We start from the raw sequence: 12,514 nt of genomic DNA on the forward strand, positions 1-12,514 counted from the left end.
ATGGACACACCACTCACCATGATTCCACGCGCCTCCGTTCTCATCGTCGATGACATGGCGGCCAATATCCAACTGCTGGCGGAAGTTCTGAACGCCGAGTATCGCGTGCGCGTGGCCAATCATGGCGCCAAAGCGCTGGAAATCGCCCGCTCCAGCACGCCACCCGATTTGATCCTGCTCGACATCATGATGCCGGGCATGGATGGCTACGAGGTCTGTCAGCAGCTGAAGGAGGATCCGGCCACCAGCGCCATTCCAGTCATTTTTGTCACTGCCAAGGACAGCGTCGATGACGAGGCCTATGGGCTGAACATTGGCGCGGTGGACTATATCGCCAAACCCTTTCATCTGCCAGTGGTGCGCGCGCGGGTCAAAACCCACGTCAATCTCAAGCTCAAGACCGATCTGCTGGAAAATCTGGCCATGATCGATGGCCTGACCTATATCCCCAACCGGCGTCGTTTTGACCAGCTGCTGAGCCAGGAATGGGACCGCGCGTGCCGTGAAGGACATGCCCTCACGCTGGCCATGATTGATGTTGACCATTTCAAGGCCTACAACGATCACTATGGGCATGGGGCCGGCGATGACTGCCTGCGTCAGGTCGCGACGGCACTCAATGACAGCTTGCGGCGCCCGGGAGATTTCGTGGCCCGCTATGGCGGGGAAGAATTTGCCATGCTATTGCCAAACACCGATGATCCCGGCGCCTGCACCACGGCTGAGCGCGCGCGGCAGGCGGTCTTCGACAAGCACTTACCGCATGCGCACTCCAGTGTTACTGATCGCGTCACCGTCAGTATTGGCGTGGCTTCGACCGCGCCGCGCACGCCGCATGCGGAGATATTGCTAAAAGCCGCCGATGAGGCGCTTTACGCCGCCAAGCATGGCGGGCGCAACCGCTGCGAGTGCCGCCGCCTCTAAAGCGGTCGGCAGCTCGCTTAGCTTCCGACGCAGGGATGCTGTTCGAGGCCGGCTTCGGCCAGGGCGACGGCGCGGAAAATGGCGCGACCCTTGTTCATGGTTTCCTTCCATTCCAGCTCAGGGATGGAGTCGGCCACCACGCCGGCGCCGGCCTGGATGTGCAACTGGCCGTCTTTGATCACGGCCGTACGGATGGCAATGGCGGTGTCCATGTTGCCATTAAAGGCCAGATAACCGACCGCACCGGAATAGATACCCCGTTTGACCGGTTCAAGTTCGTCGATAATTTCCATGGCGCGAATTTTTGGCGCACCCGACACCGTCCCGGCTGGGAAGGTGGCGCGCAGCACATCCATGGCGGTTAATCCCGCGCGCAAGCGCCCGGTCACATTGGAGACGATGTGCATCACATGCGAATAGCGCTCGACAATCATCTGATCGGTGAGCGTCACTGAACCAATCTCAGCTACCCGACCACAATCATTGCGCCCCAGATCAATCAGCATCAGGTGCTCGGCCAGCTCTTTGGGGTCGGCCAGCAGCTCGGTCTCCAGCTCCAGGTCTTCCTCTTCGGTGTAGCCACGCCGCCGCGTACCGGCAATGGGGCGCACTGTGACCACATCATCCTCAAGCCGGGTCAGAATCTCGGGCGATGAACCGACCACCTGAAAGTCCCCGAGGTCGAGGAAATACATGTAGGGCGATGGATTCAGGCCGCGCAGCGCGCGGTAGAGATCCAGCGGGCGGGCGCGATAGGGAATCGACAGGCGCTGCGACAGCACCACCTGCATGCAGTCACCCGCCAGAATATAGTCCTTGATCCGTTCGACGGCCTGTTCATAACCCTGGCGCTGGAAGCCGGAAATGAAATCCTCCTCCCTGACGTGCGCATTCGACTCAGTGGCATGGCGGGGCGCACCGCGCTGCATACGCTGCACCAGGTTCTGAATGCGGGCATGGCCACTGTCGAGGTCATCCCCGGCCTCGGGATTCAGGTGCACAATGATGTAGATGCGCCCGGACAGGTTATCGAAGACCACCACTTCCTCGGACAGCATCAGCAGAATATCGGGCGTGCCAAGCGCATCGGGATTCACCCCCGCGCGCAGGCGCGGCTCAATGTAGCGAATACTGTCATAGCCGAAGTAACCGACCAGACCGCCGGCAAACCGCGGCATACCGGGATGCTCAGCGACCCGAAAGCGCTGCTGAAAGCTCTGAATCCAGGCCAGCGGATCGGCCGCTTCGGTGGATTCAATCAGCTCACCATCGTGCTCGACGCGCACCTGCTGATCGAACACCTTGAGCACCGTGCGGCAGGGCAAGCCGATAATGGAATAGCGGCCCCATTTCTCCCCCCCCTGCACGGACTCGAACAGATAGGAATAAGGCCCCTCAGCCAGCTTCAGGTAACAGCTCAGCGGGGTATCGAGATCGGCCAGTACTTCGCACACCAGAGGAATGCGATTGTAGCCCTTGGCCTTCAGGGCGTTATATTGCTCGGGGGTCATGCGCTAGGCTCCTGACGGGGGCGCGGCTGAGCCGGCCAGCAGACCGGCCAGTTCCGGCAAGGCATCCAGCACCACGTCCGGCTGGGCGTCGCGAATATCCTCGCCGTGGTTGTAACCGTAACTCATGCATGCGATCCAGAAACCCGCCGCGCGCGCGGCCTTCACATCGCTGATCGAATCCCCCACCATCAGCGCTTGCTCCGGGGCAACGCCAAAATGCTCGGCAGCATGCAGCAAAGGCATGGGGCTGGGCTTTTTCTCCGGCAAGGTGTCCCCGCTGATCACAATCTCGAACCAGCCACGTAGATCGAAGTGGGCAAGCAGCGGCTCAGTAAAGCCGCCCGCCTTATTGGTCACACAGCCCAGTCGATACCCTTGGGCCACCAGCCAGCGGAGCCCCTCGCGCACGCCCGGATAGAGCACCGAGTGCTCATAGGTATGCTGTGTATAGAGCTCCACAAACATCGGATAGCCCCGCGCGTAGTCCTCCGCATTCGGCCGCCCATCCAGCGAGCCGGCCAGCGCACGTGACACCAGCCGCTCCACGCCATTGCCCACCCAGGTGCGCACCGCCGCCTCGCCACAGGGCGAGCGTCCGAGTTGGAGCATCATTTGATCGACGCAGTAGGTCAGATCCGGCACGCTATCGACCAGGGTGCCATCGAGATCCAGCAGCACCAGACCGGGGCGAAAGCGCTCGGGCAGCCGGCTGCGCTGGTTGCACTGGCCGGCATCGGCAGTGAGACTAGCCAAGGCGCACGACCTCAGGCGCCTGCCTTAGCCAGCTCATCGCGCATCTTGGCGATGATGCTGTCGTAGCGATGCGCATCACTGTCCGAACCCTTGCCAAAGATCCCGGAGCCAGACACAAAGGTATCGGCCCCGGCGGCTTTGATCTCGGCGATGTTGTCCACCTTCACACCACCGTCGATTTCCAGGCGGATCTCGCGGCCGCTGCTGTCAATCAGCTTGCGCGCCTGACGTAGCTTGGTCAGCGCCGAGGGGATAAAGCTTTGCCCACCAAAGCCGGGATTAACCGACATCAGCAGGATCATGTCGATCCGCTCCAGCACATACTCAAGTGTATCCAGCGGTGTGGCCGGGTTGAACACCAGCCCAGCCTTGCAGCCTTCGGATTGAATCAACTGCAGGGTGCGATCAATGTGCTCACTCGCCTCGGGGTGGAAGGTGATATAAGTTGCTCCGGCGGCGGCAAAGTCACCCACGATGCGATCAACCGGTTTAACCATCAGATGCACATCAATGGGGGCGGTCACGCCATGCTTGCGCAGCGCCTCGCACACCAGTGGACCGATGGTAAGATTTGGCACATAGTGGTTGTCCATCACGTCGAAATGCACAATATCCGCGCCAGCCGCGAGCACATTATCGACTTCCTCGCCGAGTTTCGCGAAATCGGCAGACAGGATGGACGGGGCAATCAGGTCATCAAGAGCGGCCATGGCAAGGTCTCCGCAGCTAGGCGCCAACGAGCGATAAAGTTTAAGCACAATCAGAATCTGCTACTTTACCTGATTGCCATCAGTTTTTCATCCACTGCCGGCCCACCAACTACCGCCAGCGCTCAGGTGCCCGATGATTTGAGTATCAAGATTTCCTCCAGTCGCCTAAAATGTCCTTCGCCCGCCCATTGATGAGGCTTGCTTCCCGACGCCAGGCTCGGAATACTTAGGAACCTGTCAACTGCCCCGGCCTGAAGGCCGGAGCTTGCAAGAGCTCGGTTGACCAGGGAAAGCGGTATCCAACCCGCTGCGTTTGCAACAGGTCGCCAAGACCCACTCCGGAATGCTTCCTCAGTTCCGGACACTGGAAGATCAGGATCATGCGGGTGAAAGGCAAAGCCCCGAAGGTTCTGATCGCCGCCGTGAGGCGGGAGCCGGTTGCAGACTGTCCCGAGGGGAGCGAGCCGCGAGGCTCCGTCACCAGGCCCGTAAGGGCAGGAATTGAAATGGCTGTCTTTGTTCTCGACAAACAGAAAAACCCGCTGATGCCGTGCACGGAGAAGCGCGCTCGGCTGTTACTCCAGCGTGGGCGGGCGGTGGTGGTGCGGCTGCATCCGTTCATCATCCGGCTCAAAGATCGCATTGGTGGTGAGACCCAGCCGTTGCGACTGTCGCTCGATCCGGGGAGCAAAACGACCGGAATCGCCGTGGTGCGCGAGGTCGAGCGCATCGACCCCGATACGGGCGAGGTATGCCGAGACGCGCCTGTGCTGTGGTTGGCGGAACTGGCCCATCGTGGCACACAGATTCGTGAGCGGTTGGCGGCGCGTTGCGCCTGTCGCCGCCGTCGGCGCACGGCCAACCTGCGCCATCGCGCCCCACGCTTTCACAACCGCACCAAGCCTCTAGGCTGGCTGGCTCCCAGTCTGCGCCATCGGCTGGACACGACACTGAACTGGGTGCAGCGCCTGCGCCGACTCGCCCCGATCACGGCCCTCAGTCAAGAATTGGTGCGTTTCGATACTCAGGCGCTCCAGAATCCAGAGATCTCCGGCGTCGAGTACCAACACGGCGAACTCGCCGGTTACGAGGTGCGGGAATACCTGCTGGAGAAATGGCACCGCACCTGCGCCTATTGTGGCGCAACGCAAGTACCGCTGGAGATCGAGCACATCCACCCCAGGAGCCGGGGCGGATCGGATCGGATCTCGAACCTGACGCTTGCCTGCCGACCCTGCAATCAGCGCAAGGGCCGTCAGCCCATCGAAACCTTTCTGGCCCGCGCTCCTAAGCGGCTCGCGCCGATCAAGGCGCAAGCCAAAGCGCCGCTCAAGGACGCCGCTGCTGTTAATACCACGCGCTGGGCGCTGTTCCAAGCGCTGACGGCCACGGAGCTTCCTGTTGAGACCGTCTCGGGCGGGCGCACGAAATACAACCGAACGCGCCTAGATATCCCCAAGACCCATGCCCTTGATGCCGTCTGCGTCGGAACCGTCAATCAGGTGCAGGACTGGAATCGCCCCTTTAACATCCAAACCCCCGGTGGAACCGTTCAGGGGATTTCACACCGCTATTGCCAGGTGCTGCAACGCGCCGATGGCTATGGCTACGCTTTTCAACCGAAACCGACAATGGAGGAAGCGAGACGGGCCGCCTGACCGCGCTGCGCGCGGTGCGCTATCCCTCCCCGCCCTGAAGGACGGGGTTTCTCGCGCAAGACTGATGAGCGTATCCACTTCGCTGACCAACCAGTTTCTGATCGCGATGCCGGGTCTTCAGGATCCGAATTTTTCGCGAACGGTCACCTATGTTTGTGAACACAACACCCAAGGTGCCATGGGCATTATCATCAATCGCCCCATGGATCTGCGCCTGGGTGATGTGTTGGAGCAACTCGACATTGAACCCGAGATGCCCCGGATCGCTGAACAGATCGTCTATCAGGGCGGCCCGGTTCAAACCGATCGTGGCTTTGTGATCCACGCCGGGGCGGACAACTTTGACTCCACCCTGATGGTCACCCCCGACCTTCGCGTCACCACATCGCGTGACATCCTCGAAGCCCTGGCCAAGGGCACCGGTCCTGAGCACTGCCTGGTGGCACTGGGCTATGCCGGCTGGACCAGTGGCCAGCTGGAAAAAGAACTCAGCGCCAACACCTGGCTCAGCGGTCCGATTGACCACGACACCTTGTTTAAAGCGCCAGCCTCCGAACGCTTGCAGGCCGCCGCCCAACTGATCGGCATCGACCTGAACCTGCTCAGTGGCGAGGCCGGACACGCCTGATTGCACCCTCATCCCAATGGCCAGTACCACACTGTTCGGTTTCGATTTCGGCCCGCGCAAAATCGGCATCGCCGTTGGTCAGACGCTGACCGGCACCGCCACTGCGCTCACCACCCTGCGCAGCCAGCGCAACAAGCCCGACTGGGTCGGCATCGAGCGCCTGATCCGCGACTGGCAACCCGGTGCGGCTGTGCTGGGACTGCCGTGGCGCATGGATGACACTGAGGAAGACTGGACACCCCTGGTACGCCGCTTCGGACGCCAGCTCCAAGGGAGGTTTGGGCTGGAGGTGCATCTGGTCGATGAACGCCTGACCAGCCGCGCCGCACGCGAGCAGATGGGCGTGCGCCAGGACAGCCGCGATGATCGGATTGATGCCATGGCTGCCAAGCTAATTCTCGAAACCTGGCTGGGCGAGCAGCGCCCGTTGAGCGGAGAGTCGCCGCATGCCAACAGCTGACATCATCCAGCCGGCCGCCCAGATTGAGGCGACCATCGCCAACATGGCCGAGGCACTCAACCACCTGTGCCAACAGCATGGCATTGAGCAACCTTTGATGATCGGCATCCACACCGGCGGCGTCTGGGTGGCCCGGCATCTGCATCGCCGGCTTGGGCTTGAGGAGCCATTGGGCTTTCTCGATATTTCCTTCTATCGCGACGACTTCACCCACATTGGCCTGCATCCGCAGGTGCATCCCTCGGAACTGCCGGTCGCCGTCGATGACCGGGCGGTCATTCTGGTCGATGATGTGCTGCAATCCGGTCGCACTGTTCGCGCCGCGCTCAATGTACTCTTTGACTATGGCCGCCCGTCACTGGTCCTGCTGGCCATTCTGGCCCAACGCGACGGACGCGAACTGCCCATTACTCCCGATGTGGTGGGCTTGCATGTCAACCTCGAACGCGGCGCGCACATCAAGCTCAACGGCCCCGATCCGCTGTATCTGGAACAGCGTGCCACCGCGCCTGGCACCCCGTCATGACCGGCGCCAATCCGCAACTCAATGCCCAGGGCCAGCTGCGTCATTTTTTGACCCTGGATGGACTTGACCGCGCCCAGCTGACCGGGATTCTCGACCACGCCGAGGGGTTTCTCAGCGTCGCCCGCCAGCCGGTCAAAAAGGTGCCCCTGTGCCGTGGCAAAATCATCGCCAATCTGTTTTTTGAAAACAGCACCCGCACCCGCACCACCTTTGAACTCGCGGCCAAGCGCCTGTCGGCTGATGTGCTGAATCTAAACATCAGCACCTCAGCCACCGCCAAGGGCGAGACCCTGCTCGACACCCTACGCAACCTTGAGGCCATGCATGTCGACATGTTCGTGGTGCGCCACAGCGACAGTGGCGCGGCGCATTTCATCGCCCGCCATGCCGCCCCCCATGTCAGCGTGATCAACGCCGGCGACGGCTGCCACGCCCACCCGACCCAGGGCATGCTCGATATGTTCACCATTCGCCAGCACAAGGGCGATATCGCCGGGCTCAAAGTCGCCATTGTTGGCGATATTCTGCATTCCCGGGTCGCCCGCTCGCAGATCAACGCCCTCAACATTCTGGGTGCCGCCGAGGTGCGAGTCATCGCGCCGCGCACTCTGATCCCGGCGGCGGCTGGCGAAGCGCTCGGCGTGCAGGTATTTCACGATCTGCGCGCTGGCATCGCAGACTGCGATGTCATCATTATGCTGCGCTTGCAGCACGAGCGCATGACCGGCGGCTTCCTGCCCAGCGAGCACGAATATTTCTTTCTGTTCGGCCTGACCGAAAAACGCCTGGCCAGCGCCAAGCCAGACGCCATCGTGATGCACCCCGGCCCCATTAACCGCGGAGTCGAAATGGACTCGGAAGTCGCCGATGGGCCGCGCTCAGTGATCCTGGAGCAGGTCAGCAACGGCCTGGCGATTCGCATGGCGGTCATGTCCACCTGTCTGGGCTCGCACAATCTGTCCGGGCAGGCCCCGGCCACCGAGGCCGCGCATGACTGACGCCACCGCCGTGCATCCGACGCACCTGTCCATATTGGGTGCGCGTCTTATCGACCCGGCCAGCGGGTTTGACCAGATCAGCGACCTGCATCTCGCCGATGGCAAGCTACTGGCCGTTGGCGCGCCACCGGCGGATTTCCACCCCGAGCAACGCATCGAAGCCAGCGGCTTGCTTGCCATTCCGGGCCTGGTGGATTTGTGCGCGCGGTTGCGCCAGCCCGGTTTGGAGCAGAAAGCTACCATTCGCAGCGAAACCCGCGCGGCAGCCGCAGCGGGCATCACTACGCTGTGTTGCCCTCCCGATACTCAGCCCGTGGTTGACACGCCGGCGGTGGCCCAGCTGATTCGCCAGACGGCCGAGGCCGCAGGCTTTGCCCGGGTGCTGCCCGCCGGCAGCCTGACCCAGCAGTTGGCCGGCGAACAAATCAGCGAAATGGCCGCGCTCCAGCGCGCCGGTTGCCCGGTGCTGAGCCATGCCGACCGCCCCATCGCCAGCGCGCGGGTGCAGCGCCGGGCGCTGGAGTACGCAGCCACCTTTGGTCTGACTTGTTTTCTGCATCCAGCCAATGCCTCCCTGGCGGAAGGCGGCCTGGTGCACGAAGGACGCCTCAGTACCCGACTGGGCCTGCCGGGCATCCCGGAAGCGGCCGAAACCGTTGCCGTCGCCCGCGATCTAGCCCTGGCTGAGCAAACCGGCGCACGGATTCATTTTCGCGGGCTGTCCAGCGCACGCGCCACCGAGATGCTGGCCGAGGCGCGCGCCCGGGGCATTCAGGTCACCGCCGATGTCAGCGCCCATCAACTGTTTCTCACCGAAGAGGCCATCGCCACCTTTGATGCCAATGCGCTGGTACGACCACCACTGCGCACCGAAACCGACCGCCAAGCGCTGCGCGCCGCCGTGGCCGCTGGAGTGATCAGCGCGATCTGCTCCGATCATCAGCCCCACGAAGCGGACGCCAAGCTCGCTCCCTTCCCTCAGGCCGCCCCCGGCATCTCCACCCTGGAAACACTGCTGCCACTCACGCTGCGCCTGACCGACGAAGGTCTGCTGCCCCTGCCAGCCGCCCTGGCTTGCGTCACCTGCCACGCTGCCGACATTCTCGGCTGGCCCGGCGGGCGCTTGCAGCTCGGCGCCCCAGCCGATCTATGCCTGCTGGACCCGAATGTCATCACCACCCTGGACGCCGAACAGATGCTCAGCCAGGGCAAACACAGCCCCTTTCTCGGCCAGCCCATGCGCGGACAGGTGCGCCAGACCTTTCTCGGCGGATGCCTGGTTTTCGACCGCAAGCCCCAGACCCCTTAAGCTGACAGAACACTGGCGGCCGGAAGGCGACGCCAAGTGCTACTACTATGACTGCGAATCCGATCATTCAACCCAGTCAGCTTTTGCACATCCATGATCAAATCCGCATTCAAGGGCAACCTCTCGTCACAATACTCACTGATCATCAGCGATTGGACGCCAAAGTCTTTTTCTACCAACAGGCCACTCAGCGGGGCATCCCGATCATGCGCGCACCAACGCTTGATCCTGACCTGGTTTTGAAATGCTTTCACCACTCACAAAAAAATGCACAAAAAAGCTATATCGCACTGCATTTTGATCTCGCAACCGCATTAGTGTTAAGCGATGAACTCCATGCACTGGACGCCTCTCTGCCGATTGTCACCTTCAGCGACTCGGCAAAGATCATCGAAACATTGTTCAGACAAGATTTAACTTCGGAACGCCTCAAAAAAATACTGCAAGGATTGGTGCCAATCGGTGTCGAACAACAAAGCATTTTCCAGACTTTAACCGGTGAGCAGCGGCTAAAACCCTTGCTACGCAGCGCTTATGAAGGATTGCTTTATTACATTCTTGAAGCACGCCCCGAAACGCGCGGATATTTTCGAGCGAACCAGCGAATTACAGCTTCTAGCGAAAAATCGGCAAAACGTTTTGAAGTTGATCTCGTATCCATTGAACATCGGCTCATTATTGAAATTGACGGTCAACAACACTCAGCACCCGAACAAACAAAACGTGACCAAATTAAGGCTAACGCCCTGAAAAAACGCGGCTTTCGTTTTATTCGTTTTACCACTGAGAAGATTGCGCAACAGCCTGATGCCGTCTGGCAAGCAATTGATCAAATTATCCATCCCAACGGGGAAAAGAAGCATGGCAACACTCCCTAAACCCGAACTGGCATTTGCGGCAAATGACTTTCTTTTACTTTACATTCATAAAAAGCCTGCAAAAAAACCGAAAACGATCAAACAAATCAGTAATGCACTCAAAAATTACGCTATCAGTTTGGAAAAGATTGAACAATCATTAAAGCAACTCGAAACGGAAGAACAACTCAAACTACAAAAGAATCGGCCTGTTCTAAACGACGCTGGCGAGAAACGTGTCAGGCAACTGTTGGGAAAAGACGTTTCTCAGGACTGGGAAACGCTGTGCAAATATCGCTTGCCAATGCAAGCACTGGGCTATGATGCAGACGACTCCAATGTCCGTCAGCGATTCAAGGGTGCCGAGGGCTTGAGGCACGCATTGTTAGCGCAAGCCTTCAAATTGGATAATGATGACAGGATTAGTTTGGACGGCATCCGCTCCACAATCGTATGGCGGCAACTGGCTCCGGCCCTGCCAGCCGGTATCAAGCCGCCTTATCCGCTGTTAGGATCCAAATCAGTCATTGGACACACAGTTCTCGCTGGTCTTGCTGGCGTAACGGCCAACGGTTGGCGTCAAGCCGTCGAACGCTTAGCGGCCACACTGCTCAATCTGCCGGGAACGGGCATAGAACCGTTGCGTCAAGCCATACTCAAACAGGCGTTGCAGCAATCAGTACCCGAATTCGCTACGAATTCCAAATCCGGTTGTGAGGAGCAGACTTTCGCCGCAAGAGTGCTGGATGTCGCCCAAAAGCTGGAAACGCCCCGATTTAATGGTCAGGTAGCGATCGGCCAGGTTTACGATGCTTACGGGCGGCACTATGCCGATGCTGGATCACTGGCATCGTTCAAGCAACGTATTCTTGAGGCTGCAAAAGCGGGTGAATTACAGCTGACCCGCGCCAATCAACCCGGTGATGTACCCGATCCCGAGCGCAGTATCATCCATTGGGATGATGATATTGTACACTTGATTGTTGTAGAGTGGCGCTGATGTCAATTGATCCTCAAACCGAATTCCTGGACAGCGTCATTGCCGATGATCTGTTCAGCACTGTGGCATCCTTTAAGGAAGCGGGCAAACTGATTGCATTGGATGTCGATGAAGAACAACAAAATCGAGCCAAGCAAGCGATTACCACAGCGATCACCAATGCGAGCAATCGACGGGCCAACGAGGGATCCCGTATTGCCCTGATCAACGGCGAACCGGGTACGGGTAAAAGTCACATATTAGCTACGATGCTCTGCAAGGCGTCATTTGAGCCAGAAGCGTGCGTTTTTCCAGTGATCCTGCAGTTAACCGCACCCGTATCGACCGCTGATTACGAGAAATGGCTTGTTGGGGCGATATTTCGGGAACTCGGTTGCAGGCATCTTGAAACACGGGAGAATCGCTCCTCGCTGCAAAGAATCGCCGAGGCGCTCTTGGCCAAGGTTGATGACTCGGTACGCGCGCAATTTGAGAGCCTGCGCTGGGATGACGAAGACAATCTGATTCAACAGGCGCGCGTGGTCGCCCGACAGATTGTCCGCAACTCAAAAGACGTCTTGACCGAATCCCCATCCTCAGGGTTTGTCGCTGCCCTCCTGTTGGCGAGTGTTGATGATGAAGATGCCAATGATTATCTGCAAGCGGGAATTCTGCGCCCCTCTCTTGAGATTTTGAGGCTCCGACCGATCAATGACAATTCTGACCGGGTGGAGATCATTCGCCACCTCGATTTGATCATGCAGTTGATTGATGGTGTTTTGGTCATTGGCTTCGATCAGGTTGAACAGATGCGCAATCCAAATGATGCCAGTTTGGTTGGTCACGCACTGCGGCAAATTGTTAATGTCGCCGTGATGACAAAGGCAACCTGCCTGCTTTGTGCCATCATCACTGATGCCTATGAGGATGCCAAACAGAATCACACCAGTAGCCTGAAGGCATCCGACATTGACCGCATCGAACGCGAACCGCCACGGCTGACACGTCTGCATCTGCAAGCATCCTCCAGGGATTTTTTAAAGCGTGTCATTGATCTGCGTTTAATGGAATATGGGCCTTGATCATGCCTTGGTCCATTGTTGCTAAGCCGCCACAGGCATCAGGTAGGGGCGCTTTGCCGGTCGAGGTCGTCGTCGAGCCGGCCAAGCCGGCCAAGGCATGCGTTCAAGCACTTGCTCAA

13 protein-coding genes are annotated in these 12,514 nt (G+C 59.4%); 10 read left to right on the forward strand and 3 right to left on the reverse strand.

Going from position 1 to position 12,514, the window contains the following annotated elements:
* Window positions 1-924: a diguanylate cyclase domain-containing protein gene (locus CKO36_RS12640; protein WP_242469583.1), complete on the forward strand. Its 924-nt coding sequence runs from the start codon at window positions 1-3 to the stop codon at window positions 922-924.
* Between the two features lie 17 nt (window positions 925-941).
* Here the strand turns inward: CKO36_RS12640 and trpE are convergent, their stop codons facing one another.
* From trpE to rpe, 3 genes are read right to left on the reverse strand one after another with little or no spacing between them, the layout of a single operon-like run.
* On the reverse strand, window positions 942-2,435 hold the full coding sequence (gene trpE / locus CKO36_RS12645) for an anthranilate synthase component I (protein WP_200284420.1): 1,494 nt from the start codon (window positions 2,433-2,435) through the stop codon (window positions 942-944).
* Window positions 2,436-2,438: 3 nt separating this feature from the next.
* Window positions 2,439-3,140 carry a phosphoglycolate phosphatase gene (locus tag CKO36_RS12650; RefSeq protein ID WP_200284434.1) on the reverse strand — a complete coding sequence of 234 codons (702 nt, stop codon included), beginning with the start codon at window positions 3,138-3,140 and terminating at the stop codon, window positions 2,439-2,441.
* 59 nt (window positions 3,141-3,199) lie between these two features.
* Window positions 3,200-3,898 carry a ribulose-phosphate 3-epimerase gene (rpe, locus tag CKO36_RS12655; protein ID WP_200284421.1) on the reverse strand — a complete coding sequence of 233 codons (699 nt, stop codon included), beginning with the start codon at window positions 3,896-3,898 and terminating at the stop codon, window positions 3,200-3,202.
* Between the two features lie 506 nt (window positions 3,899-4,404).
* Between rpe and iscB the strand changes: the two genes are divergently transcribed.
* The 9 genes from iscB to CKO36_RS12700 all read left to right on the forward strand — a co-directional run bounded on the left by iscB (window position 4,405) and on the right by CKO36_RS12700 (window position 12,395).
* The gene (gene iscB / locus CKO36_RS12660) at window positions 4,405-5,556 is read left to right on the forward strand and encodes an RNA-guided endonuclease IscB (RefSeq protein ID WP_200284422.1); all 1,152 of its coding nucleotides are present in this window, start codon (window positions 4,405-4,407) and stop codon (window positions 5,554-5,556) included.
* 64 nt (window positions 5,557-5,620) lie between these two features.
* Window positions 5,621-6,184 carry a YqgE/AlgH family protein gene (locus CKO36_RS12665; RefSeq protein ID WP_200284423.1) on the forward strand — a complete coding sequence of 188 codons (564 nt, stop codon included), beginning with the start codon at window positions 5,621-5,623 and terminating at the stop codon, window positions 6,182-6,184.
* A gap of 16 nt (window positions 6,185-6,200) precedes the next feature.
* Window positions 6,201-6,644, forward strand: a complete 444-nt coding sequence (gene ruvX / locus CKO36_RS12670; protein ID WP_200284424.1) for a Holliday junction resolvase RuvX — start codon at window positions 6,201-6,203, stop codon at window positions 6,642-6,644.
* Window positions 6,631-7,170 carry a bifunctional pyr operon transcriptional regulator/uracil phosphoribosyltransferase PyrR gene (pyrR, locus tag CKO36_RS12675; protein WP_200284425.1) on the forward strand — a complete coding sequence of 180 codons (540 nt, stop codon included), beginning with the start codon at window positions 6,631-6,633 and terminating at the stop codon, window positions 7,168-7,170. The genes ruvX and pyrR overlap by 14 nt, the downstream gene beginning before the upstream one ends.
* The gene (locus CKO36_RS12680) at window positions 7,167-8,168 is read left to right on the forward strand and encodes an aspartate carbamoyltransferase catalytic subunit (RefSeq protein WP_200284426.1); all 1,002 of its coding nucleotides are present in this window, start codon (window positions 7,167-7,169) and stop codon (window positions 8,166-8,168) included. The genes pyrR and CKO36_RS12680 overlap by 4 nt, the downstream gene beginning before the upstream one ends.
* Entirely contained in the window at window positions 8,161-9,477 is a 1,317-nt protein-coding gene (locus CKO36_RS12685; RefSeq protein WP_200284427.1) for a dihydroorotase, read from the forward strand. Before CKO36_RS12680 ends, CKO36_RS12685 begins: the two co-directional genes overlap by 8 nt.
* A 47-nt stretch (window positions 9,478-9,524) precedes the next feature.
* Window positions 9,525-10,355 carry an endonuclease domain-containing protein gene (locus CKO36_RS12690; protein ID WP_200284428.1) on the forward strand — a complete coding sequence of 277 codons (831 nt, stop codon included), beginning with the start codon at window positions 9,525-9,527 and terminating at the stop codon, window positions 10,353-10,355.
* On the forward strand, window positions 10,339-11,334 hold the full coding sequence (locus CKO36_RS12695; protein ID WP_200284429.1) for a hypothetical protein: 996 nt from the start codon (window positions 10,339-10,341) through the stop codon (window positions 11,332-11,334). Before CKO36_RS12690 ends, CKO36_RS12695 begins: the two co-directional genes overlap by 17 nt.
* Window positions 11,334-12,395 carry a P-loop NTPase family protein gene (locus CKO36_RS12700; protein WP_200284430.1) on the forward strand — a complete coding sequence of 354 codons (1,062 nt, stop codon included), beginning with the start codon at window positions 11,334-11,336 and terminating at the stop codon, window positions 12,393-12,395. The genes CKO36_RS12695 and CKO36_RS12700 overlap by 1 nt, the downstream gene beginning before the upstream one ends.
* Window positions 12,396-12,514: the final 119 nt, after the last annotated feature.

The organism is Rhabdochromatium marinum, assembly GCF_016583795.1.
GTDB classification, from domain to species: Bacteria; Pseudomonadota; Gammaproteobacteria; order Chromatiales; family Chromatiaceae; genus Rhabdochromatium; species Rhabdochromatium marinum.

What these genes read in the sequence shown, in the direction of transcription:
- CKO36_RS12690 (WP_200284428.1), top strand. Translation starts at nt 9,525, where the DNA reads ATGACTGCGAATCCGATCATTCAACCCAGTCAGCTTTTGCACATCCAT.
- CKO36_RS12640 (WP_242469583.1), top strand. Translation starts at nt 1, where the DNA reads ATGGACACACCACTCACCATGATTCCACGCGCCTCCGTTCTCATCGTC.
- trpE (WP_200284420.1), bottom strand. Translation starts at nt 2,435, where the DNA reads ATGACCCCCGAGCAATATAACGCCCTGAAGGCCAAGGGCTACAATCGC.
- ruvX (WP_200284424.1), top strand. Translation starts at nt 6,201, where the DNA reads ATGGCCAGTACCACACTGTTCGGTTTCGATTTCGGCCCGCGCAAAATC.
- CKO36_RS12665 (WP_200284423.1), top strand. Translation starts at nt 5,621, where the DNA reads ATGAGCGTATCCACTTCGCTGACCAACCAGTTTCTGATCGCGATGCCG.
- pyrR (WP_200284425.1), top strand. Translation starts at nt 6,631, where the DNA reads ATGCCAACAGCTGACATCATCCAGCCGGCCGCCCAGATTGAGGCGACC.
- CKO36_RS12680 (WP_200284426.1), top strand. Translation starts at nt 7,167, where the DNA reads ATGACCGGCGCCAATCCGCAACTCAATGCCCAGGGCCAGCTGCGTCAT.
- rpe (WP_200284421.1), bottom strand. Translation starts at nt 3,898, where the DNA reads ATGGCCGCTCTTGATGACCTGATTGCCCCGTCCATCCTGTCTGCCGAT.
- CKO36_RS12695 (WP_200284429.1), top strand. Translation starts at nt 10,339, where the DNA reads ATGGCAACACTCCCTAAACCCGAACTGGCATTTGCGGCAAATGACTTT.
- iscB (WP_200284422.1), top strand. Translation starts at nt 4,405, where the DNA reads ATGGCTGTCTTTGTTCTCGACAAACAGAAAAACCCGCTGATGCCGTGC.
- CKO36_RS12700 (WP_200284430.1), top strand. Translation starts at nt 11,334, where the DNA reads ATGTCAATTGATCCTCAAACCGAATTCCTGGACAGCGTCATTGCCGAT.
- CKO36_RS12685 (WP_200284427.1), top strand. Translation starts at nt 8,161, where the DNA reads ATGACTGACGCCACCGCCGTGCATCCGACGCACCTGTCCATATTGGGT.